General features: G+C 51.9%; 23 protein-coding genes and 2 pseudogenes. 14 read left to right on the top strand and 11 right to left on the bottom strand.

The window, feature by feature from the left end:
* Positions 1 to 111: 111 nt before the first annotated feature.
* The gene (locus AC3I0A_RS29655; RefSeq protein WP_017341670.1) at positions 112 to 789 is read right to left on the bottom strand and encodes a heavy metal response regulator transcription factor; all 678 of its coding nucleotides are present in this window, start codon (positions 787 to 789) and stop codon (positions 112 to 114) included.
* A 774-nt stretch (positions 790 to 1,563) separates the two neighbouring features.
* Here AC3I0A_RS29655 and AC3I0A_RS29650 point away from each other — a divergent pair.
* Together AC3I0A_RS29650 and AC3I0A_RS29645 are read left to right on the top strand one after the other, a co-directional pair.
* Complete coding sequence (locus AC3I0A_RS29650; protein WP_130205470.1) at positions 1,564 to 1,872, top strand: hypothetical protein; 309 nt, start codon at positions 1,564 to 1,566, stop codon at positions 1,870 to 1,872.
* A gap of 194 nt (positions 1,873 to 2,066) precedes the next feature.
* Positions 2,067 to 3,767, top strand: coding sequence for a phosphoethanolamine transferase (locus tag AC3I0A_RS29645; RefSeq protein WP_017341668.1), 1,701 nt, complete (start codon positions 2,067 to 2,069; stop codon positions 3,765 to 3,767).
* Positions 3,768 to 4,014: 247 nt separating this feature from the next.
* Here the strand turns inward: AC3I0A_RS29645 and rloA3 are convergent, their stop codons facing one another.
* The 4 genes and pseudogenes from rloA3 to AC3I0A_RS29625 all read right to left on the bottom strand — a co-directional run.
* Positions 4,015 to 4,530 carry a retropepsin-like aspartic peptidase RloA3 gene (gene rloA3 / locus AC3I0A_RS29640; RefSeq protein ID WP_031319194.1) on the bottom strand — a complete coding sequence of 172 codons (516 nt, stop codon included), beginning with the start codon at positions 4,528 to 4,530 and terminating at the stop codon, positions 4,015 to 4,017.
* Positions 4,531 to 4,602: 72 nt separating this feature from the next.
* Positions 4,603 to 5,517, bottom strand: coding sequence for a cation diffusion facilitator family transporter (locus AC3I0A_RS29635; RefSeq protein WP_017341666.1), 915 nt, complete (start codon positions 5,515 to 5,517; stop codon positions 4,603 to 4,605).
* A gap of 181 nt (positions 5,518 to 5,698) precedes the next feature.
* Positions 5,699 to 6,085: a TFIIB-type zinc ribbon-containing protein gene (locus tag AC3I0A_RS29630; RefSeq protein ID WP_235992763.1), complete on the bottom strand. Its 387-nt coding sequence runs from the start codon at positions 6,083 to 6,085 to the stop codon at positions 5,699 to 5,701.
* A 90-nt stretch (positions 6,086 to 6,175) separates the two neighbouring features.
* Positions 6,176 to 7,936 (bottom strand): annotated as a pseudogene (locus tag AC3I0A_RS29625) (heavy metal translocating P-type ATPase); the annotation flags it as partial.
* On the opposite strand from AC3I0A_RS29625, the gene AC3I0A_RS29620 reads away from it, so the two are divergent.
* From AC3I0A_RS29620 to AC3I0A_RS29600, 5 genes and pseudogenes are all read left to right on the top strand, one after another.
* The gene (locus tag AC3I0A_RS29620) at positions 7,920 to 8,117 is read left to right on the top strand and encodes a hypothetical protein (protein WP_223272654.1); all 198 of its coding nucleotides are present in this window, start codon (positions 7,920 to 7,922) and stop codon (positions 8,115 to 8,117) included. The pseudogene AC3I0A_RS29625 and the gene AC3I0A_RS29620 overlap by 17 nt on opposite strands.
* Before the next feature lie 2 nt (positions 8,118 to 8,119).
* Positions 8,120 to 9,382, top strand: coding sequence for a hypothetical protein (locus AC3I0A_RS29615; RefSeq protein ID WP_017341663.1), 1,263 nt, complete (start codon positions 8,120 to 8,122; stop codon positions 9,380 to 9,382).
* Between the two features lie 317 nt (positions 9,383 to 9,699).
* Positions 9,700 to 10,032 (top strand): DUF2790 domain-containing protein, encoded by a 333-nt coding sequence (locus tag AC3I0A_RS29610; RefSeq protein ID WP_017341662.1) that lies wholly within the window; start codon positions 9,700 to 9,702, stop codon positions 10,030 to 10,032.
* A gap of 216 nt (positions 10,033 to 10,248) precedes the next feature.
* Positions 10,249 to 11,574, top strand: a complete 1,326-nt coding sequence (locus tag AC3I0A_RS29605; RefSeq protein WP_017341661.1) for an OprD family porin — start codon at positions 10,249 to 10,251, stop codon at positions 11,572 to 11,574.
* 145 nt (positions 11,575 to 11,719) lie between these two features.
* Positions 11,720 to 12,143: pseudogene (locus AC3I0A_RS29600) on the top strand (KUP/HAK/KT family potassium transporter); the annotation flags it as partial.
* A gap of 265 nt (positions 12,144 to 12,408) precedes the next feature.
* Here AC3I0A_RS29600 and AC3I0A_RS29595 read toward each other — a convergent pair.
* Both AC3I0A_RS29595 and AC3I0A_RS29590 read right to left on the bottom strand, forming a co-directional pair.
* Positions 12,409 to 13,050, bottom strand: coding sequence for a hypothetical protein (locus AC3I0A_RS29595; RefSeq protein WP_031319193.1), 642 nt, complete (start codon positions 13,048 to 13,050; stop codon positions 12,409 to 12,411).
* Between the two features lie 12 nt (positions 13,051 to 13,062).
* Positions 13,063 to 13,800 (bottom strand): HupE/UreJ family protein, encoded by a 738-nt coding sequence (locus AC3I0A_RS29590; RefSeq protein ID WP_052909679.1) that lies wholly within the window; start codon positions 13,798 to 13,800, stop codon positions 13,063 to 13,065.
* Positions 13,801 to 14,313: 513 nt separating this feature from the next.
* On the opposite strand from AC3I0A_RS29590, the gene AC3I0A_RS29585 reads away from it, so the two are divergent.
* The 4 genes from AC3I0A_RS29585 to AC3I0A_RS29570 are packed head-to-tail and all read left to right on the top strand — an operon-like array spanning position 14,314 to position 16,947.
* The gene (locus AC3I0A_RS29585; RefSeq protein ID WP_017341657.1) at positions 14,314 to 14,613 is read left to right on the top strand and encodes a metal-sensing transcriptional repressor; all 300 of its coding nucleotides are present in this window, start codon (positions 14,314 to 14,316) and stop codon (positions 14,611 to 14,613) included.
* Positions 14,614 to 14,620: 7 nt separating this feature from the next.
* Positions 14,621 to 15,757 (top strand): nickel/cobalt efflux protein RcnA, encoded by a 1,137-nt coding sequence (locus tag AC3I0A_RS29580; RefSeq protein WP_052909678.1) that lies wholly within the window; start codon positions 14,621 to 14,623, stop codon positions 15,755 to 15,757.
* A 12-nt stretch (positions 15,758 to 15,769) separates the two neighbouring features.
* On the top strand, positions 15,770 to 16,207 hold the full coding sequence (locus AC3I0A_RS29575) for a YqaA family protein (protein ID WP_017341655.1): 438 nt from the start codon (positions 15,770 to 15,772) through the stop codon (positions 16,205 to 16,207).
* Positions 16,204 to 16,947, top strand: a complete 744-nt coding sequence (locus tag AC3I0A_RS29570; RefSeq protein ID WP_017341654.1) for a TraX family protein — start codon at positions 16,204 to 16,206, stop codon at positions 16,945 to 16,947. Before AC3I0A_RS29575 ends, AC3I0A_RS29570 begins: the two co-directional genes overlap by 4 nt.
* A 41-nt stretch (positions 16,948 to 16,988) precedes the next feature.
* Here the strand turns inward: AC3I0A_RS29570 and AC3I0A_RS29565 are convergent, their stop codons facing one another.
* On the bottom strand, positions 16,989 to 18,299 hold the full coding sequence (locus AC3I0A_RS29565; RefSeq protein ID WP_017341653.1) for an MFS transporter: 1,311 nt from the start codon (positions 18,297 to 18,299) through the stop codon (positions 16,989 to 16,991).
* Positions 18,300 to 18,658: 359 nt separating this feature from the next.
* On the opposite strand from AC3I0A_RS29565, the gene AC3I0A_RS29560 reads away from it, so the two are divergent.
* The 3 genes from AC3I0A_RS29560 to AC3I0A_RS29550 are packed head-to-tail and all read left to right on the top strand — an operon-like array spanning position 18,659 to position 20,137.
* Positions 18,659 to 18,934, top strand: a complete 276-nt coding sequence (locus tag AC3I0A_RS29560; RefSeq protein WP_017341652.1) for a metal/formaldehyde-sensitive transcriptional repressor — start codon at positions 18,659 to 18,661, stop codon at positions 18,932 to 18,934.
* Between the two features lie 11 nt (positions 18,935 to 18,945).
* Positions 18,946 to 19,911, top strand: a complete 966-nt coding sequence (dmeF, locus tag AC3I0A_RS29555; protein ID WP_017341651.1) for a CDF family Co(II)/Ni(II) efflux transporter DmeF — start codon at positions 18,946 to 18,948, stop codon at positions 19,909 to 19,911.
* Positions 19,912 to 19,954: 43 nt separating this feature from the next.
* Positions 19,955 to 20,137, top strand: a complete 183-nt coding sequence (locus AC3I0A_RS29550; RefSeq protein ID WP_017341650.1) for a DUF1289 domain-containing protein — start codon at positions 19,955 to 19,957, stop codon at positions 20,135 to 20,137.
* A 320-nt stretch (positions 20,138 to 20,457) separates the two neighbouring features.
* Here AC3I0A_RS29550 and AC3I0A_RS29545 read toward each other — a convergent pair whose 3' ends face one another.
* The 3 genes from AC3I0A_RS29545 to AC3I0A_RS29535 all read right to left on the bottom strand — a co-directional run bounded on the left by AC3I0A_RS29545 (position 20,458) and on the right by AC3I0A_RS29535 (position 22,369).
* Complete coding sequence (locus AC3I0A_RS29545; protein WP_017341649.1) at positions 20,458 to 20,925, bottom strand: DUF411 domain-containing protein; 468 nt, start codon at positions 20,923 to 20,925, stop codon at positions 20,458 to 20,460.
* A gap of 162 nt (positions 20,926 to 21,087) precedes the next feature.
* A complete protein-coding gene (locus AC3I0A_RS29540; RefSeq protein WP_017341648.1) occupies positions 21,088 to 22,152 on the bottom strand; it encodes a copper resistance protein B in 1,065 nt (354 codons plus the stop codon).
* Positions 22,124 to 22,369, bottom strand: a complete 246-nt coding sequence (locus AC3I0A_RS29535; RefSeq protein WP_130205476.1) for a hypothetical protein — start codon at positions 22,367 to 22,369, stop codon at positions 22,124 to 22,126. Before AC3I0A_RS29535 ends, AC3I0A_RS29540 begins: the two co-directional genes overlap by 29 nt.
* Positions 22,370 to 22,375 lie beyond the last annotated feature (6 nt).

Raw genomic sequence — 22,375 nt, 5'->3', positions numbered from 1 at the left:
CATTGGGGAATCCTATAAAACTGACTATTAGAGCAAATATTTGTGCATTCTGAATTTAAATTGAATGTCGATTATTTCACACAATTTCAAAATTCGAAGGATTAAGAGGGCTCATTGATCACGCGTTTCGAGAACATATCCAGCACCACGCAAGGTATGGATTAGCTTCTTGTCAAAAGGGTCATCAATCTTAGCCCGAAGCCTTCTCATTGCTACTTCAACAACATTGGTGTCGCAATCAGCATTCAGCCCCCAGACAGAGGACATGATTTGCTTGCGTGACAGCGTCGTACCAGTCTGGCGCATCAAGAGGTGTAGCAAGGCGAACTCCTTGTTGGTCAGTTCAATCCGCTGCTTGGCGCGACAGGTACGGTGTCTGCCCAGATCGAGTTCCAGGTCGCCGACACACAGCACATCGGGCAATGCCGACAATTCAGTGCGACGCATCAGAGTACGTACTCGGGCCAACAGTTCTGGAAACTCAATTGGTTTGACCATGTAATCGTCGGCGCCTAGGTCGAACCCTTTGATTTTGTCCTCCAGACTACCTTTAACGGTAAGTATCATGATAGGCGCAATAATGACCTTGCGAATGCTTACAAGTAGACCCCAATCGTCACGTTGCGGTAGGTTCGCGTCGAGCACTACAAGATCATAAGCCTGTTGGGATACTAAGCGTAAGCCATCGATTCCGCTGGCGACGCAATCAACGACGAATCCGCTTTCAGTCAGCCCCTGATGTAAATAATGGGCGGTTTTCAGCTCGTCTTCTATTATCAAAATACGCATTTTTCATAAAATCTCGATACTAAATCATAAAACTTCCTTATACGCGCACAGATAACTTCACTCACCAACCCATTCCAACATATTTGCATTGATCGATTTTAGTCAGTAAGAATTTATCACGCATTATCGAGGCTCCGCTACGCAATCGACGTAAAACATACAAACCTCCACACTAAATAGATCTTAGACTAATTGTCCGCAGCAGATGGGCTTATAACAAATTTGTAATTCTTCAGTCATCCTTCTGATAACTGCTCAACAGTACATTGAGTGTGCAAAAAATCTACGCGTCATAGGATCCTGCGGACGGGGCGACTTCTGATCGAATCCAGACACCTGAAATCGATGCCCGCAGTTTTTTTAGACCATCAAATATTTATTAGTGAACAAAGAAACAATGCGCTTTGGGGGCGTAAATCTCGTTATGCGATCTCGCATTAGAAAAATGTTGTGGGCGGCAGGTCCACTGTCTCGTGTTTCGTCGTTGATGACGGCGTCGCGACAGGAAGCCCACGTCGAGGCTAGGACAAAACCCCAAACCGCATTACTCAATAACCCAAGCCCCGTAGATGTCCAGTGGGATATCCAAACTGTCCAAACGGGGCACCAACAGACTGATTTGATCCCTAATCCAGTACTAATGGATGCCAAAGCCTTCCGCGAAAATTCGAACACCACCAACGTAAAGCTCCGTCGGACGCCGAAAGTGTGCGTCATGCGTGCACAGCAAGGTCTGATTTCAGTTCAGAGTTCGCAATGTCTGGCGGAACGAGGATGACCAGCATCCGGAAGCGGTTGACCCTGGTGGACGCTTCAACACCGATTTTGTCCTTCGGCCGCAAACTAAAAAGTATTTCGTCGGCGGCCAGCCGCACCTATCAGTCTCGTGATCTGCACAACGTCACCAAGCTACGCCTGCGGTACGAAATCCGCCTCGCTGTAGACAAGCGCTCGACGGCCAACAGAGCAACAAAGTCTACGCGGCCCCGCACCCAGTATTTCGCTTCAGCACAACTACTGGTGTTCAAGGACGAATCGAGCAGATCTACAGCCACGTCGCTTACTTGGGGGGGCACCTCATGAAAAAGATTTTCATCAGTTTGGGGTGTCTGGCGGTTTGGCTAGTCGCAGATCGCCAACTAGCTGACGAGAACGTTCAGGGTCACTGGTGCATCCACGAGTTGCACCGCGCCATTGGCGATTTTTTCTTACCTAAAACGTAGTGACACTCCGGTGGCAGTTCGCGCCTGGATACGTCGAGATATTCCGGAGTACCCATGAATAACAAAGTACCAATTCGCAGTTGGGAAATCACCCTCGGTAGTAATCAGTTAATTCTTGCAGTTTCAACCTGGCTTCTATTGTTTAGTAACTGGCCATTTTGGCGAGCTGTCTGGCAAGGCGTGGGAGGCCTACAGGACGGAAACACCATATTCGTGCTTAGCCTGCCTTGGTTCGTGTTGATTTGGCTATACGTATTGCTCAGCGTGATGGCCTGGGGACGCTTGATAAAACCTGTGTTAGCTATCGTGCTGCTGGTTGCGGCAGCAACGAGTTACTTTATGAATAGCTATGGCATAGTAATTGATTACAGCATGCTAACGAATGTGATGCAGACGGACAGGTCCGAGGCCACGGACCTGCTGAACTGGGAACTACTGCTGTGGATGCTGGGCTTTGGTGTTATACCGGGGTTGATTATTACCCGAGTCCGTTTGATCCAACGATCGTGGTCCCGCGCACTTGCTCATCGATTGATGGGTGTGGCGGTAGCGCTCACCTGCTTGGCGGTCATCGTATTTACGCTTTATCAATCCTATGCATCGCTGATGCGTAACCATCGCGAACTCCGATTGATGTTGGTTCCGTCGAATGTGGTTTCGGCAATCCATGGGTATACGCGTCGCCAGCTAGCAGTTCCCACCGAATTAAAAACCATTGGTGCTGATGCCCGCCGTGAAGAAGCTACTGCTGGTGTACGCAAACCACGGCTAACGGTACTTATGGTGGGTGAAACCGCTAGGTCCGCTAACTTCTCCCTCAATGGCTATACCCGGGATACCAATCCGGAATTGGCCAGGCGTGGCGTCTTAAGTTTTACCAATGTCAGCTCATGTGGAACAGCTACGGCCGTTTCCTTACCCTGCATGTTCCTGGATGTGGGTAAAGAAGGCTACAAAGACGGTATGGCGCTGCGTAGAGAAGGACTATTAGACGTTTTGCAGCGGGCCGGAGTATCGGTCCTTTGGAGAGACAATAACTCGGGTTGCAAAGGCATTTGCGACCGAGTACCAAATGAAAAATTGAACAATCAAAAAACGCTGGGATTATGTAGAGCCGACGAGTGTTACGACGAAGTCTTATTGCAAGATTTACAAGCCTACTTGGATAAACAGCAGCGGGACTCAATCGTGGTGCTACACATGAAAGGCAGTCACGGCCCATCCTACTCGAAACGCTATCCACCAGCGTTCGAACGATTCGGGCCCGTTTGCAATAATAACCAACTCGAACGTTGTACGCGCGAAAGCATTGTCAGTGCCTATGATAACAGTCTCAGTTATACGGACTACGTACTTGGGCAAACGATCGACCTGCTAAAGCGTAACGCTGAACGTTTTGATACGGCGATGCTTTATGTCTCTGATCACGGTGAGTCCCTCGGCGAGAATGGGCTTTACTTGCATGGACTTCCTTATGCCATGGCTCCCAGCGAGCAGACTAGTATCCCCATGGTACTCTGGATCTCCAAAGATATGCAGTCGCGTCAAAACCTAGATCCTCAATGCCTGAAGGAACAACGCGGAGTATCACTGTCCCATGATAACTTATTCCATTCTATATTGGGGTTGATGGGTATTCAAACTACATCATATCGCCCCGAGCTTGATCTGTTCAGTACCTGTCAGTCCAAAGCGTCAACACCGTTAAAGCTCGCGCAGACATTTGAGCGTCAATCAATGAAAACACCGAAATAAGTGGAGCTGCGCGAGAAAGATCTAAAATGACCCTATAGTATGAGCATACTTTGATTAGAAGCCATGCAACTACTAATCGTTGCATGGCGCCACTTCTAACTCTTCCTAAAAATCAGCATCCGGGTGAGCTTTTTTTAAGACTATTTAGTCGGCCACATCAAGCATCAAAAAAGCTGCAAAATTCTGCCGAGCTATTTTCTCAATACATTCACCTTGCACGTATAGATAAAATGTATAACTCAGGTGTTTAATTACAGTTTGGTTCGTTAGTGAATGTGCGTGAAACATCGACCGCCCCCAAGACCCCCAAAGTTTTGCGACCAATCAATACGGGGTAGTTCATGTCGCCTCGATCCCTCAGTGAAAACTCTTCCTTATAAATTTTATCACCTATGCACATCGTCATCATGACTACTGGACGATGTTCAGCGCCACCGGCGCCTCGAACCTTTACATTTCTTTCGACGCGTCGCTCGAAGAGTGCGTTACTCACCTTCTTAGTTTTTGTGTCTTTTACTTTAACGTTGAAACGAACCCATTCCTCTCCATTTTTACGGAATCGTTCTAAGTCTTTCGCATCCATCGAGGATGTAAGAGCACCTGTATCTAACTTTACTTTCACAGCAATATTTTCTGGCAAAAGTATTCCTTCCTCAATCCACCCGTATACCCTTTCTGGATTAGCAGGTGTTGAAAAAGCTGGCTGCGCAACAAAAGCCAAAAACAAAGCCAGCCCAGAATAACTTAAAATATTTCTGACCATTTTAATCGACCCTTTTGATCTGTATCGCGACGTATAAACGTTCATCCAGCTTAAATAAATACCACGACTCAGTTAGTGGACCATACCCTCATGATCGTCAGCCAGTTGATCGTGAAAATCAGATCCTTCCATTTGGACGGTAGTATGGCTGATGTGGAACTTATCACTCATAAGGCTGGTTACTTCAGCCAAGATAGCTTGCTCGCTGCGGGAAGCCGAGTCAGCGACAAGATGGACGCTCATAACACTTTTACCACTGGTCAAAGCCCAGATATGCAAATCGTGGATATTCTTGACCCCCTCAATGCCATAAAGCGTTGCCTCTACCTTTTCAATATCGATGCCCTCTGGAACCCCTTGCAGCAATATGTTCATGCTTTCCTTGAGCAATGACCAAGTCCTGGGCAGCACCCAGAACCCGATGCCAGCCGCGACAAGTGAATCAACCCAAGTCCAGCCGGTGAAACGGATCAAAAGAGCTGCGATGATGACGCCAATAGACCCCACCATATCGCTCCAGACCTCTAAATAAGCGCCCTTCACATTGAGGCTTTCCCCACTGGCAGCACTCAGTAGGCGCATTGAAACAAGGTTGACGATGAGCCCGAACACCGCAATGACCAACATGCCAGTCGACTGGATTTCCGCCGGGACTTTAAGTCGCAGATACGCTTCATAAACGATGTATATAGCGACTAAAAACAGCAAGACCGCATTGAAGGTGGCTGCAAGTATTTCAAATCGTGCGTACCCGAAGGTCCGCTTCCTATCCGCAGAGCGCTTGGCTATATGAATAGCGACCAAGGATATCGCCAAAGCCGCAACGTCCGTCAGCATGTGGGCCGCGTCGGATAATAAGGCCAGGCTGCCGGTGACAAAAGCTCCAATGACCTCCGCGACCATAAAGCTTGTCGTCAGGGTGAGTGCGATCCACAGCAACTTTTCGTGACCGGCGCGTACTTGGCCGTGACTGTGTCCTGAACTCATAACCTTTTCCTCAAACGCCGCTTGCTGAAACTCCAACCACCCAGGTAGCACCCTTGCTACGAGTCGATTGCAGGATATAAAGACCAGCTAATACCCAAAACGGTTCCATCTCATGAAACACCCTATTTCAGAATTGGTGCTGGTTCGAGGTATATCCCGATCAAAGCGCGAAATCGCAGCCTTAATCGAACATCTCCTGCAAAAATGATTTTTTGCGGTACGACTGTTGCCCCTGATGCCCACTCTGGTTTTGATGCCCACTCTGGTTTTGATGTCCACCATGACTTTGATGGCCGCTCTGATGACTGCTCTGATGGCCACCTTCTCTCCAACCGCCACCGTGACTTCCTCGCTGATCTCCATGAGCTTGGCTATCTCCATGCTGGCTGTAACCGGGTTGTACTGCTGGAGGAGCATTCTGTACGGGTGGAATTGGGTTCTGTGGAAGAAACCTAACGGCCTCCTGTTGTTGGCTGCGCTCGATGATCTTGTCGAGTTCACCTCGGTCGAGCCAAACGCCACGGCATTGAGGGCAATAATCAATTTCGATGCTTTGGCGCTCAGTCATTACGAGGGCAGTATCTTTGCAGATCGGACATTGCATGATTTGATTTCCTTGTGTGGGCATGTAATTGAAGACGAAGTCGCAGCTTTCGTATCACCGACGCAGTAGCCGCAGTCCGTTGAATACGACCAGCAGGCTCGCTCCCATATCGGCGAAAACAGCCATCCACAACGTAGCGTGGCCGGACAATGCAAGCGCCAAAAATACAACTTTGATACCCAAGGCCAGTCCGATGTTTTGCTTCAAAACAGAGGCACATCGACGACTCAGGCTAATAAAATCAGCAATCTTGCGTGGGTCGTCATCCATGATGGCGACATCAGCCGTTTCAAGGGCTGTGGCAGTCCCTGCGGCCCCCATCGCAAAACCAATGTCGGCTTGCGCCAATGCTGGAGCATCGTTCACACCATCGCCCACCATGCCAACAGTACCAAAGCGGCGTTTGAGTTCCGCGACGGCGACTTGTTTATCCTCCGGCATCAAGTTTCCGCGTGCATCCTGTATACCGAGCTGCGCGGCGATGGACTTGGCCGTTGCAGGATTGTCGCCCGTGAGCATCACCGGTACGACATTCAATGCTTTCAGAGCAGTTACGGCTGCAATGCTTTCAGGTCTTACTGTGTCCGCCACAGCAAAAATCGCCACCGGACCTCTGGCGGCGCAAAGCACGATTACTGTTTTTCCTGCGTTTTCGAGCAACGACAATCGGGCTTCAAGCGCAGGCGAACACAGACCTAACTCCTCAACCAAGCGGTGGTTGCCCAAGTGCCATAATTGACCATCAATAACGCCTTTGACACCACGACCGTTGAGTACACCGAAGTCCTCAACCGAAAAGGGAGCGACGTCTGGTTGCTGTAATTTCCAGCCGTTGACCAACGCCTTTGCCACTGGGTGCGTGCTGTGGTCGTCGAGACTCGCAGCGATCTTCAAAGCCATTTCGATGGGTAGATCACCAAACGGCTCGGTATCAGTCAGTACCGGCTTGCCTTGGGTCAAAGTTCCGGTTTTGTCGAGTGCCACAACTTTAAGAAGTCGCCCGCTTTCGAGGTATGCACCGCCCTTAATCAAAATGCCATGTTTGGCAGCCGCGGCAAGTCCACTGACAACGGTAATTGGCGTTGAAACTACCAAAGCACACGGGCAGGCGATGACTAGGAGGACCAGCGCCTGATAGAGCCAATCGCCCCAGGTACCAGCGAACAGAACGGGGCCTAACGCAGCAACCAACAGGGCAAGAACCACTACAGCCGGGGTGTAATAACGTGCAAACTGATCTACAAACCGTTGAGTAGGGGCTCGTTGAGCTTGCGCGTCTTGTATGGCCGCAGCGATACGAGCAAGAGTGCTTTCTCCTGCTACGGCCGTCACAGTCGCTTCAACCACTCCGTCGGTAACGATACTGCCTGCGTAAAGCGGGTCACCGACCTGCTTATCAACTGGAAGGCTTTCGCCAGTAATTGGGGCCTGATCAAGCGCAGCGCGACCAGACTCGACGCTGGCATCCAACGGTACTCGCGAACCTGTACGAACCCGAATACGACTACCGAGTAACACACTCGCCACGGGCTGATCTTTCCAGGCACCGTCAATCATTACTTCGGCGGTTTCCGGCGCCAACGCAGTTAGCGACTTGATCGCGTTACGCGCTCGCTCCAAAGAAAGTGCTTCGATAGCTTCAGCAATAGCGAAGAGGAAAACCACCATCGCAGCTTCAGGCCACTTACCAATGACGAGAGCACCAACGACAGCCAGCGACATCAGAAAATAAATGTTCAGAGTAAAGTTCTTAATCGCAATCCAACCCTTTTTTAGGGTAGGCAAGCCAGCGCTAAGAATGGAAAGAGCGGCAACAAAGACCCGTATCAAGGGGGACGCGGCTAACTGGTCGTTGCAATTCGAGCGTGGAGCGTTAGGTAAGGATCCGGCCGCAGACGTTTATTATGATGAGGGACGGAAAAATTTGACACTGTCCAATCTGACTGCCGAACTGGTTGGTGTGATCGAGAAAGAACTGCTGGCCAGGGTCGGCTAAGAATGTTTTCTAATGTGGTAGCTCTCTACCGCGCCATTGGAGCGCCCCCCATTGAGGACGGAGTCATCCGCTATGAGGGGATGCCAACGCCCGACATTATCGGTACGTTGCGAATGTGCGATGGCCTGCCCGCAGCCTATGGCAAGTTCGAGCATTGCTCTGAAGAAGCAGACTCTCTCGATATTGAGTTTCGCTTGCCATCGAACGAGTCTGGCCGTTTCTACGCGAACCTAGGCGAGTTTGTCGCTCGCAATGGCTCATTGGGCAAGGGCCAATTTCCGAGCAACGTGTACATTGTTGAGCTCTGTTGGGCAGATAGTGATGACACCGAACCTCCGACGATTAAGGCGCTCAGGCGCGTATGTCGGTTGATCGAGCTGCTTGCACTGCTAGCGATCGGTGTCGACAAAGACAGCAGCCAAGATGGTTTTAATCTTTTCTTTGCCTTGCCTCCTGATGGGGCTAAGCCGCCGAGAACATTTCTGTTGCCTACTCAGGTTGACGCCAAGGTACTTGACTATGAGCTCAATCACCTGAGCTTGTTGGAAGAAATACTCAATCGAAAAAACGAAAATAAGGCACACCTCTCCGAACGAAAATTAATGATTCGGATGGCGGTGGCTAGCGTCATAGAGAAGTTTGAGAGCGAGCCCAATCTGTTCTTGGTGATCGTGCGGGAGTGGCGGGAGGTCCTCGCCACATACCGCGCGAATCTGCAAACCTACGTCTATAGCTTCTCGTTTGAGCGGGCCCGGCGCGAGGTGGCCCAAGCTGAAATCGACTATGGCACCAAGCTTAGCGGGGTGCTGGGCGACATCGCCGGCAAGATGCTCGCCCTGCCGATATCGCTAGCGGGTTTGGTCGTGCTGGAGAAAACAACCTCAAGATTCGAAGGTTTTATCCTTGTCCTTGGGTTGGCAGTGGTTTCTGTGGTTCTGCTTGCAATCCTTCACAACCAAATGCTGCAAACGGAGCGCCTCCTACACAGCTTCAATGTCATTTTCGATGATTTCAAGGACAAGATAAAAACATATCCCCCTAAACTTCAGGGGCTGCTCAGGATCACCATCGATCAAGTCGACAAGCAAGGCCGAACCCTCACCAGGACCTTTCGGTTGCTGAAGGGGTTGTCCCTGCTTCCAATCGTCGGTGCTTTGCTGCTAGCCGCGATAAAATACTGGGACGATTTCTTATGGCTGTTAAAGGCTATCCTAGCGATGGTGTTTTCGGTACTCAACGTAGCCCCTAATATTCTCAGCCCATGAGGCTTTTTTAACACGTTCTTCGTCTCATCTTACTGCGCTCAAACGACTCATCCATCTGGAGCAGTCCAAGCAGCTGTCAATGATATAGAGGAGATGTATCTTTAATAAAAATCTTGGGTGCTTCATGAGGAGCTCGAGTTGGTCCCTAATGCCTTATCTGACGTATTCAGCCTACTCCGCCAATAAGTTAAATTTCTAATAGTCGAGCTCACGTGTACTGTGGAACACCTTACGCATATGTAATATTCGCGGCAGCTTTCTGAAAGGCATCACTGGTTATCCTCTAGTCAGAAGTAAGTGAACACTAGGAGAAAATCATGAAATCACTAAAAGTTTTTTTTGCCGTTTCCATCTTGACGATGTCTTCTTTGGCCATGGCTGAAGGAGGTGGTGACCGTGTTTATGGTCGAATGATGCAAGAGAACCAGAAGGCGATGGAGCAGTACGCCTTAGAAAACGGAAAGACGACACCTGAAGTCGTCCATTATGAATATGGAATGAACCTCGATGTCCAGAAGGTAATCAGTACCACTCAAGCCAATAAAAGCTGTGGCGTAGCCCCTTCGCGCATGACCTATGAAGATTCGGCGGGCAAGCTTAACACCCTGGAATACAAGGTTATGGGTACTAACTGCCCTCACGGAAGCTAGTTAGCGTTGGCCATAACTGCGCCAAGTTGTTCGGTATGTTTTGAGCCTGCTTACTGTTCGCTGACATAGAAGTAATTTTCAGGTCACGCTGGAGTTATCTATTGTATGAAATTATGTCTGCCGGCACGTAGGAGAAATCCTCACGTGCTGGTGGCTTTTTATAACTATAAAAAATTTCATAAAGAAACTCTGCCAAGCTAAAGCCTGGAGTGTTAAATGAACAATAAAAGCATTTATGGTCTTTCTCTCATTGCCCTTAGCATGAGCATGGCGCAAGTTGCAGTGGCTGTTGAGCAAAGACCTGAAGGATTCATTGAGGGGAGCACCTTTAGTATTCTCAATCGGAATCTCTATCTCAATCGTGATTATCGAAAGGGCCAGTCAAGCCCCACGGGAAATGGGTACTCAGCCGAATGGGCTCATGGCATCATTGGCCGGTTCGAATCAGGCTTTACTCAAGGTACCGTAGGCTTCGGCATTGACGCGTTTGCAATGGAAGGCCTCAAGCTCGATTCAGGTGATGGTCGCTCGGGAGCTCGTAGCTCAGTCGATGTCTTGCCGCACAATAGCAAAGGCCAACCTGAAGACTCCTACTCAAAAGTAGGCGGGGCCGCAAAAGTGCGTTTCCTGGATACAGTCGTCAAGGTAGGGGACGTATTTCCATCGACGCCTGTCGTGGCCTATGGCGATTCTCGACTCCTCCCTGAGAGTTTTCGTGGTGCAACGTTTACCAATACCAGCATCAAAGACCTGACCCTTCAGGGTGGTCGACTGCATGCGATGAGCCAACCCAATTCCAGTGGCATGCGTGACGGCTTTTCGACTTTCTACGCTGGTGCGGTAGATGCTCCGTGGATCGCTTATCTAGGGGGCGATTACACAGTCAATGAGCACGTAGGTGTGAGTCTTTACACCAGCCAATTCAAGGATGTGTGGAACCAGTATTACGCAGGCACCACATTGAGCTATCCGCTCTCAGACAGCGTATCGCTAATCGGTGGCTTTAATTACTACCGAGCGGTTGATGAGGGTAAAAAACTTCTGGGAAGCTTCGATAACAACATCTGGAGCGGCAAGACCGGGGTCAAATTCGGAGCGCACACCGTGACCGTTGGGTACCAGCGCAATAATGGTAACGACGACTTTGACTACCTTCGCCAATCCGACTCAATTTTCTTGGATAACTCTATTCAGTACAGCGATTTCAACTCACCGAAAGAGGAATCCTTGCAGCTGCGCTACGATCTAGATATGCAGGCTTTCGGCATCCCCGGTCTCAGCTTCATGACCCGCTACGCTAAGGGTTGGGATGCGGACTATTCCAACGCGAACAGCGTGTACATGCGTCGTGGAGCGGATGGCGCCCCACTGCAGGATCAAAAGCGTTGGGAACGAGACATCGAGGCTAAGTACGTCATCCAGTCAGGTTCTCTGAAGGACATGTCTCTACGTGTTCGCCAGGCAACGACACGAGCCACGGATTTCGAATCTGATTTGGACGAGGTCCGACTGATTGTCGAATACCCGCTGCAACTCCTTTAACGGGCGCTAGCCATCGGCATTAGGCCCCATTACCAGATACACCCCCGTCTCTTTGTTTCTCCTTTGGTTTTGGAGACGGCTTAGGCGCCCGAGTGGCGCCTTTTTTTGTGTATTGATATAACTGTTGGTATGTTCCGGCCATTATTCCAGATCTGATGCTGCCCCTCATGGGCTCTCGCACAATCAATTGCAGAAACAGGTTCTGCACGAGCAGGTGGTGTTGCTAACTGTGGCGTCTGAGGACGGCCGCGCGTGCCAGATGATCGGCGGTTTGAGGTCTAGGCTTAAGGTAAAGGATTTGCCGGGTTAGCCTGCACTTTGGCTTTATCGAGGAGCGTGACGTAGCCGCAGCCTTGAGTCTCTGACACATGAAAGAGCTGGATTTCTGCACGATGCATTCCACCTACTTCTTTAGCCGCGTGACGGTTATCCCGATCAAGCGTATGGGGATGGCTCGTTGGCGAGAAAGCTTGTTCACTTTTTTACTGAAGAACGTCAACAGCAACCTCAAATACTTTAATTTGCCGCTGAACCGACTGATCGAACTGGGTACGCAGGTTGCGATATAGAAACAAACAAGGCCGCAAATGCGGCCTTGTTTTATTCAGGGTGTTACTCGTGTGAGTGTCCGTGCTCAGCGCTCTCGGATGTTGTTCCTTTCTCACCGCCACCGCATGCGGTCATCAGGCCAAGAAAGCAGATCAGGAGCATCGAACGAATCAGCGTTGCTGGGGTTTTCATGGAATGACTTTTCAAAAAATGGATGAGATAAATGGTCTTTATCTAGGCTGAGCGCTGCATTTTCGGCAATAGAACAGCCATCGCGGCTTCGGATTACTGTTTGATGCTCAAGTAATCGCCGGCCGTTCTCAGTGAGATGGTCACGTCGCTGTTGCTGCGATTACGCCAAAACCAACCATGGGTGCCGTCAAAAATAGCGATGAATTCACCTTTATCACTTTTGACCTGCTTGCCCTTGTTGTAGCTGTGGAAGTAACCCTTTTCACCGTTGTAGGGCTCGCCATGGGTGTCGTAGTTCACAGGCCCACCAACCGTTGTCCATTCATAGTTGACGGTTCTGTTTTTCAGCACTTCCAGCTTGATTTCTTTCCCTTCACCAGGCTTCAGCGTGATGGTTAGTTGATCTTTTTTCAGGGCTAGATTGGACTTCGCCACAGGTTGAACCGCAGATTGCACTTCGGGTTTAACTGCTGCAATTTGCGGAGCCGGCTCCGGAGCCGATGCTTGCGGCGGATCTGCGTCCGCTAAAGCCTCTTGGGCAAGGATGATCTTCAATTCGCCCATCTGGGTAAGGCCCAGTGTTCGGCCTACACCTGTCGGATCAATGGCGTATTCCGAGGGCATTACGACTGTTACCAGAAGTCCCGCAGCAACCAATATTGCAAGAACAGTCGAACGTAGCAGTTTGCGAGTGCTGGGCAATTCATTAACAGTGGGAAGCGGAGTATTGAACATGGTCAGAATTCCTTACGCGGAGACAAACAGGCCGGTGATCTGGTAACCCATCAGCAGGAAACCGGCACTCATCATGGCAACGTTGGCGGTATAGGCGTGACGCCAGAAACTGCCGGTGCGCCGCCAATACCCCATCAAAATGAGAATCGCGCTAAGGGCCAGCAATTGGCCGATCTCGACGCCGACGTTGAAGGCGATCAAGTTCGGAATCAGGCCATCAGGCGAGATTTCGTACTCCTGGATCTTAGTGGCCAGCCCGAATCCATGGAGCAGGCCGAAGATCAGCGTGGCCACCTTGGTGTTGGGTTGGAAACCGAACCAGCGCTGGAATGCATCCAGGTTATCAAGCGCCTTGTACACCACCGAGAAGCCGATGATGGCGTCGATGATGTACGAGCTGATGCTGACCTCTGTAAGTACGCCAAGCAGCAGCGTGACCGAGTGCCCTACAGCGAACAGCGTGACGTAGAGCCCCACGTCTTTCAGGCGATAGAGGAAGAAGATCACCCCGAACAGAAACAGCAGGTGGTCGTAGCCCGTCATCATGTGCTTGGCGCCCATGTAGATGAAGGGCAGCAACATGACGCCGGAACTTTCTTGGATGAAGCCCTTGTCACCTTCCGCGACGGCGTGAGCCATCGCCTCGGGCATCCCGACGAAAAGTGTAGCGACAAGTAAAAACAACAGCAGTAGCGGGCGGTGCGATGGCGCAGTGAATGCGACAACGCCGCTCATCGAGTGCGAATGCATAGATCAATCCTACGTTGCAGGGATCAAAGGCCGCAGAGCGGCCATGGTCAGGATGCGAACGGGGGACGGGGTGGACGCTCGATCAAGAAAATCGGCGGACGAGGAACGGAATATCGGCGCGCATCAACTCGTATAGACAGCTTCGGCTGTGCAGCCAAACTTAACGCGGACGTGAGCTGAGGTGTTTCGTGCTGATGGTCAGGGGTCAACGGTGAGTGGTAGTGATCCGAGTAGCTCGCACGCGACATCTCTGCCTGCTGCTCATGGGAGTGATGGGCGTCTTGTGCAATCTCCCAGGCTGGCTGTTTCGATGTCACCGACAACGTATAGGTATGCCCTGCCCAAGCCACAAACATGGCGAGAGCAAGTGCGATTACCACCGTCATTGTCAGTGTTCTGCTGAACATAGTGTTCGGGTTTCAACTCGTTTTGTGGGGCTTTGATGCGTTTGACCGCATCCCCCTAGGGGGGATAGGATGCCAGCGTAATTCATTGAGGCCTGAGGCTCAAGTCATGAGTGAGCAAGAACACGAACACAGCCATGCGCATACCCACCAAAGTCATGAAGCAATCATCAAGCGGCTCAAGCGGGCGGACGGCCATTTACGCGGCATCATCACGATGATCGAAGAGGGTCGTGAGTGCGTGGACATTGCTCAGCAGTTACATGCTGTTGAAAAAGCGGTGTGCCAAGCCAAGCGCACGCTCATTCAGGATCACATCGATCACTGCCTGGAAGACACTGTTTCGGCGTTGGGCAATGGCGAGCGTGCACCGCTAGAAGCTTTCAAACAAATCACCAAGTACCTCTAGGTCTGACATGCCCAACTTCGCTGAACTCTTGCAACAGGGTGGCTCTCACGCCTGGCTATACTTTCCGAGTGCCATTCTGCTCGGAGCCTTGCACGGCCTGGAACCTGGCCACTCAAAAACCATGATGGCGGCCTTTATCGTGGCCATTCGTGGCTCGGTAAAACAGGCTGTATTGTTGGGCCTGGCCGCGACGCTGTCGCATACCGCTGTAGTGTGGTTGGTCGCCATTGGCGGCATGTATCTGGGCAAAGGCTTGGACGCTCAAACCACGGAGCCGTATTTCCAACTCGCGTCTGCTGCCCTGATCATTGTGATTGCGCTGTGGATGCTGTGGCGTACCTGGCGTGGCGAGCAGATGTTCAAGTTCGAGCAAGGTGATGATCACCACCACGACGAGCATGACCATGGTCATCATGATGAGACCCACCGAATTGATACTGGCCATGGCCGTGTTGAGCTGTCGATCTTCGAAGAAGGCGTGCCACCGCACTGGCGCCTGAAGACATTGACCGGACACGCCTGGGCAGCCTCAGATGTTCGCCTGATGACTACTCGTCTGGACGGCAGCACTCAATCGTTCTCTTTCGTCGAGCGCGAAGACTTCCTGGAGTCGGCACTCGATATCCCTGAACCGCATGAATTCAGTGCCCGCTTGAGCTTGGGCCATGCCGGTCATTCCCATGATTATGACCTGGAATACCTAGAGCATGATCACGGGCACGCGCATTCCGAACTGGAAGGCCTGGAGTTGTCGATTGATGGCTATCAGGATGCGCATGAGCGCGCCCATGCCAACGATATCCGCAAGCGCTTTACCAACCGTGAGGTCACCACGGGACAGATCATCATGTTCGGGTTGACGGGGGGGCTCATTCCTTGCCCTGCGGCCATCACCGTTTTGCTGCTCTGCCTTCAGGTCAAAGAAGTCGCCTTGGGTGGCGTGCTCGTCCTGTGCTTCAGCATTGGTCTGGCGCTCACATTGGTAACCGTCGGTGCAGCCGCCGCTATTGGCGCCAAGCAGGCCTCCAATCGCTGGCCTTGGATGGGCACCGTTGCGCGTCGTGCACCGTACCTGTCCAGCGTGTTGATCATCGGTGTTGGTCTGTACGTCGGCTTTCATGGCTGGATCGGCCTGAACGCATGAGGCGATGTCCGAGTGTTTGAACTCACCAGCTACGTTGGTCTGTTCCTGGCGGCATTCGGTGCCGCAACGTTACTGCCCATGCAGTCTGAAGCCGTGTTGGTCGGGATGTTGCTTTCCGACCAATACGTTGCTTCAACGCTTTTGGCGGTCGCAACTTTCGGCAACGTTCTTGGCTCTGTACTTAACTGGGTACTGGGCCGTTCTGTTGAACGATTCCGTCATAAGGGCTGGTTCCCAGTGAGCGAGAGCAAGTTAGAAAAAGCCCAGCAGTCCTATCTGCGCTACGGGCGCTGTTCACTGTTGCTGAGCTGGGTGCCCATCATTGGCGATCCGCTGACGGTAGTCGCCGGAGTCCTGCGCGAACCACTCTGGAGTTTCCTTCTGATCGTCACCCTGGCCAAGGGCGTGCGTTATCTCGTGCTGACCGCCGTCACACTGGGGTGGGCATGACGACGGCTCATACTACCCCGCTCCCCCCACTCAAGAGCCGAAGCAGTAGCCTGGATCTGATCAAGTGGCTGGCGATGCTCACAATGGTCATCGACCACTTACGATTGGTGTGGCCGGAAATGAGCAACCTGTTCATTCCGGGGAGACTTTCCTTTCCGCTGTTCTGTGTCGCCATTGCGGCCAACGTAGCGCGCTCCAAACCGGGCGAATTGCTGACGGTGGCGAATGGTCGATACCTTGCGCTGATGCTGTTGTTTGCCGCCATTTCAGAAGTGCCTTATCGCTACATCAGCACCTCGGGATCATTCAATGTGTTGGTTACCCTGGCATTGGGGCTGGTGATTGCCTGGGGGTGGCAACATCGCACTCTGTTAAGCAGCGCTATGGCGTTGATGGCCGCCGCAGTTGCCTACGGGCTGGATGATCCTCTGATGTACGGCTTCTACGGTGCACTTGTTCCAGCGGCTGGCTTAGTAGCAATAAAGAACCCCGGCGTTCTTTGGTTGCTGCCAGCGGCTCTATGCCTGTTGAGCAATACCCGCAGTAGCATCGTAACCAGGGCGTTGGACTTGGAAATCTATTCAATGCTGGCTTTGAGCACCGCATTCGCGGCCCCGTTGATCGGACTTTGGCTTCTGCGTCAGACCTTCTCCTTCAAGATCTGGCCGGTTGGGCAATGGGGCTACTGGTTCTATCCGGGGCACCTTGCCGCTCTGCAAGCCCTACGGCTCCTAGTCTGAATGTCCGACAACTAGCCTTAGCAAATCTTAGGAACTTACAATCATTTGTTGGGCCATCGGCGATGTTGATCATCGATCACGTATGGATGTTCGTGATCCGCACCTTCCTGGCCGTCGACGTGCGTGTGATCGCCCGGCAGATTCTCATGGGTGTGCTTGATAGAGTCTTGGTCATGAGCTGGACGCCAGATCACGATGCTGACCACCAGCGCACTACCTGCCACGACAGCGAGCCCAACAAACGACGCAGTGAGGCTGATGTTCGCACCCAACCATCCCGCCAATGGGTAGGTAATCAACCAGCAAGCATGGGATAGCGCAAATTGGGCGGCAAACAACGCTGGGCGATCTTCGGCATGTGCCGAGCGACGCAACAGTCGACCGCTCGGGGTTTGAGCCAAGGAGTAGCCCACCCCAAGCACCACCCACAGCGGTAGCAGGAAGTTATAGGTGGTTAGGTTGATGCCAACTGCTAAGCCTGCGAGCAATACTCCTCCACCAAACAACATGGCCGTTCGGTCTTTGATATTTTTCAACAGTCGAGGCAAGACCAGGGCCGCCACCATGGAACCGCCACCAAACGCGGCCAGCGCCAATGCCGTAGAACTCTGCGGCAGAGCGAAGCGCGACTGCACCAGCACCACCGTATTGACGATGACCATAGCACTGGCGGCCGCAACCGTAAGATTGAGAGCCAACAGCCCTCGCAAGCGAGGTGTGGCCAGAAATATGCGCATGCCACGGGTGGTTCGTTCGTAGATGCTGCGTCGTGGTATCTGCTTCGCCTTAGGCAGCAGCACTGTGGCGACTAGGGCCGCTGAGGCAAGGAACCCAATGACCGTGCCGGCGAACAGGCTATGGAAGCTGATCACCGTCAACAGTGCAGCGGCAAGCATCGGGCTCGCGACACTTTCAAGATCATAGGCCAGACGTGATAGCGACAAGGCACGGGTGTAGTCGTCTTCATCCACCAGTATGTCTGGAATGGTCGCCTGGAACGTCGGAGTGAACGCTGCCGAAGCGGACTGAAGGACGAAAATCAGCACGTAGATTTGCCAGACTTCCGTCACAAACGGAAGAGCCAGTGCGACCAGTGCTCGCACCAGATCCAGAGAGACCAGCATTGCCCGACGGGGTAAACGCTCTGCAAAAGCGGCTGCGATTGGCGCAACGCCAATGTAGGCCGTCATTTTGATCGCCAACGCCGTACCGAGCACAGCGCCCGCATTGGCACCTGCAAGGTCGAACGCTAATAGGCCTAATGCAACAGTGGCAAGACCCGTCCCAATGAGCGCAATCACTTGAGCCAAGAAGAGGTGACGGTAGGTACGGTTGGCTAGGATTTTCAGCATGAAATATCTCAAATAGCGAAGTGCGTAACCATGTGGTTACCGAACTTTCCACGAAGAGACGCAATCAGCTGGTTTCGTCTCTGTTGATTGCTGCATCCTCCCAGGGGGGATGTGGTTCGATCCTAAACCATTGACCTAGGCAGCTCAAGAGATAGGCGCTACGCCATCTATCGAATTATTGAAGTGCCGGGCCGCCCATACGGCTTGTATTGGTACTGCGCGGCGAGGCGACGTGCTGAATGTTTCGAATGCAGCATTCAAATGCTGCAACGCTGCTGGTCGGATGGATTCCCTCCCTGGGTTGTATGGCCAATTGGAACGTGTGATTATATTGTTCTAATAGGTAGGGGGGGTATGGTATGAGTCACATGAGATCAAGCAAAGACAATCTTCTTAAGCGCGTAAAGCGAATCGCTGGGCAAGTCCAGGCGATTGAGCGAGCACTCGACTCTGATGATGACTGCTCGAAAACTCTGCTTTTGGTCGCTTCTACCCGTGGCGCTATCAATGGGCTGATGGATGAAATTATCGAAGACCACGCTCGTGAACACGTCGCGAATCCGACACTCAGCAACGACGAAAGAGCGAAAGGTGTCGACGAGCTGCTCGAAGCCATTCGCCGCTATTCCAAATAGGATTTGCCCAGATGAGTAATTCGTACGCCGAGTATTCCCACGACCATATGTTCCTTGGGAAATCACATGAAGAAAACGCCAAGCGAACCTTGTGGGTGGTGGCCCTGACCGTCGTAATGATGGTTGCTGAAATCACCGCAGGTTATCTCACTGGCTCAATGGCGTTGCTTGCTGATGGTTTTCACATGGCAACGCATGCAGGAGCACTGGGCATAGCCGCAGCTGCTTACGCTTACGCGAAAAGACATGCCTCAAGTGCTCGCTACAGTTTTGGAACTGGCAAGGTGGGAGACTTGGGTGGCTTCGCTTCTGCTCTGATTTTGGGACTGGTTTCCTTGGGAATTGCTGGAGAGTCGCTGTTTCGTCTCTTTCAACCGACTCAAGTGCAATTCGGGACAGCGACTCTAATCGCAATTGTCGGACTAGCAGTGAATGTGGTGAGCGCGCTTTTGCTGTCTGGCGGTCATGATCATCACCATGGGCATGACCACGGCCACGATGAGTCTCACCATGCGCATGGTCACGACAATAATTTGCGCTCTGCATACGTTCACGTCATTGCAGATGCACTGACTTCGGTTCTGGCCATCGCAGCCCTTCTTGCTGGTCGATACCTTGGTTGGGTATGGCTCGACCCTGCAATGGGGATTGTGGGTGCCGTTGTGATTGCACGCTGGGCTTGGTCGTTGATGAGGGTGACTTCGGGTGTATTGCTCGACCAGACAGATGATCATGTCGCTGAAGAGATTCGTGAACTGGTTGAGCGACCGGGAGATGCTTCGATCATTGATCTTCATGTCTGGCAGGTGGGGCCGCAAGCCCGCGCCGCGATTGTGAGTGTTCTGGGCAGCCCAGCAGTCAATGCAGAAAACATACGAGAGCGGCTTGCGACGGTTCATGAGATCACTCATCTGACAGTTGAGTTCCGCACGAAGTTGGGTGCTGACTCACCTGATCAGATCGCTGTTCTGGCTTAGCAATGAACCCGCAGCACGCATAAGTTCGACGAGGAATTGAACAATGGCCAAGGACATCGAAAATCCCTGTATTTCTGTTTGCCAGCTGAACAGCGAACTGTGCGTTAGCTGCGGTCGCACCAAGGAAGACATCAGAAAATGGAAACGAATGAAGCGTCCAGAAAAAATGGCCGCTGTACAACGCGCGACCCTGCGTCTGAAGAGCCTTCAAAAAAAGAACTCTTAAGCCACCGTCATTTACGTTTTCTACTGTTTCAGCCGAGACAGATGTCCTGATTCAGGAAGGCAAGCTGAGGGGGGCAACGCCATCTCCGAACTTAACACTATCGCGATCAGCTGCGCAGTGCTTGTCAGCATGCTGAGGATAGGGTCATCTCAAATTGTTATTGAGGACTGCGGTTCGGGGTTGTCTGATTAGGCACAAGCATGCCTTTACGACGGCTGTTGATCGTCTTTAGCCATGGCTTGAGAATGAAATCGAAGGAGCATGTCCCGCTGCATGGTCATGAACGCTGACCATGCTGTGACGGGAGGGATGGGGTGGGATTAGTTTTGAGGGTACTCAGCAATGACCTGATCTGTGCCAGCTTTGGTCAGGCCGATTATCTGGTAGGCCTCATGCACTCCGTCGACTTCCATTCCTGGAGAACCAGGTGGCATGCCGGGAGCAGCGATCCCGAGAAGGTCGTCGCGTTTACTCATCGCAATTATTTGCTCAGCTGGCACGTGGCCTTCAACAAACTTCCCGTTGATCATCGCGGTGTGACAAGACGAGAGTCGTGGAGCGACACCCAGATCTTGTTTGAGAGCACTCATGTTGGTTTCTTCATGATCGATGACGGTGAAGCCATTGGCCTCAAGATGCTGAATCCATTTTTTGCAACATCCGCAGTTTGCATCACGATGCACATCGATGGTGAGGGCCTGCGCCGCTTGAGCCGTTGAGCCAATGAACAGCGCGGCGAATGTTGCGATACGCAGAGATCGACTTGAAAGTCGGAAGCTACCTGTCATGAATATTTCCTTTTCCCTTGGAGACGGCGAGATGTTCTACGAAGCAATAGAACCCCACTCAAGCGTTCATGCCGCTGCAAAGGTTACATTGAAGGATCTACTCTAGAGTCGGGGAGCTAACTCCCCGATCATTAGAATTCGTAGGGCTAGTGATCAAATCGCTTAGAACCACATCCGAATACCAGCTACAAATCGGGCCTCGTTTGTTTTTTCCCCATCATCGCTGGCCAGGTCAGCCGTCTTACCGTATGAGCGATTCCAGCTAACACCAATGTAGGGGGCGAATTGACGAGTAATTTCGTAGCGCAACCGCAGGCCTAGTTCGGTGTTGGCCAATCCAGATCCTATGCCGCGCTGAGGATCATTTTTTCCGTACAAGTTTACTTCGGCGGTCGGCTGCAAGATCAGGCGATTGGTCAACAGGATGTCGTAATCGCCTTCAAATCGAGCAGCGGTTTGACCGTTCTCACCAATATAAGCAGTCGCTTCAGCTTCAAAGTTATAGAGGGCCATGCCCTGAATACCGAGCGCTCCCCAGGTTTGAGGTGACCCGGGTTTGAAATCTTGTCGAATACCGGTGACGACATCCCACCATGGACCGATGGCGTGTCCCCACAGAGCCTGAAGTTCAGCGTTTTCGGTTACGCCATTTGTACGTTCGCCTTCCGAACGCAACCAGAGGCGGTCGACGTCACCGCCGATCCACCCTTTTGCATCCCAAGCCAGCGCACTGCCGTTGTCAGCGTCTTGGTACTCAAATTTATCCAGGAGGATGAACGAGTTAATTTTTTTATCGTGCACACCATGGCCTGGTACGTCTGGAAAAGCGGCGGCCCGGTCAGCGTCGGTAAGTACGGGGATCGGGGTTCGGCTTGTGGTAGTCGCCCCTCCATCCATGCTTTCCATACCGTCCATTTGCCCGTTATCCATGCTCATCTTGCTGTGATCCATCGCCCCCATCTTGCTATGGTCCATGGCTCCCATTGAGCCGTGGTCCATCTTGGAGTGATCCATCGCGGCATCTTTCGCTTTGGCTGGTTTGGATTTTTGTGCAATTGATGGCTTTGCGTCCGCACTTGATGGCATCGCCATCGACGGATCCATCTCTTCAGCGGCTTGAGCCATAAAAAAGAATGCTGGACCGGTGGAGACTGCAAGTGCCATCAGCGTTGGGCGTAAAAACTTACTGGTCATGATCTCAATCTGCCTTTTTGGTTTTTTGGTCATGATCCATCGACTCATGGCTCATCTTGCTATGGTCCATTGACCCGTGATCTAGCTTCGAATCGTTTGCCGCTGCTGGCTTGTCCGTTGCTGTAGCAGGAACAGTGGTTGAATGATCGCTGCCATTTTCCTCTGCCAGCACCGTGGACGAGAGTCCACTCAGCAGGACAGCGGCAAAGAGGCAATCCACGAGGGAATTACGATTTAGGTATGTGCTCACAGATCG

The sequence above is a fragment of the Pseudomonas sp. KH_024_B2 genome (assembly GCF_057839965.1).
The sequence above is the reverse complement of the archived record's forward strand: the minus strand, read 5'-3'. Positions and strand labels throughout refer to the sequence as shown.